Here is a 255-nt window from a genome sequence, read left to right on the forward strand (position 1 = left end):
TACTATAGCTTGACACTGAACACTGGTCCTTGATGTGTAGGATAGGTGGGAGGCTTTGAAGCGTGGACGCCAGTCTGCGTGGAGCCAACCTTGAAATACCACCCTTTAATGGCTGGTGTTCTAACGTTGACCCGTGATCCGGGTTGCGGACAGTGTCTGGTGGGTAGTTTGACTGGGGCGGTCTCCTCCTAAAGAGTAACGGAGGAGCACGAAGGTTAGCTAATCCTGGTCGGACATCAGGAGGTTAGTGCAAAG

Annotated in this window: 1 rRNA gene; it reads left to right on the forward strand. The window is 52.5% G+C overall.

From position 1 onward, the window contains the following. Positions 1-255: ribosomal RNA gene (locus tag ACU8YC_RS28850) — 23S ribosomal RNA — on the forward strand; the annotation flags it as partial.

The sequence above is a fragment of the Citrobacter sp. VF227 genome (genome assembly GCF_052950715.1).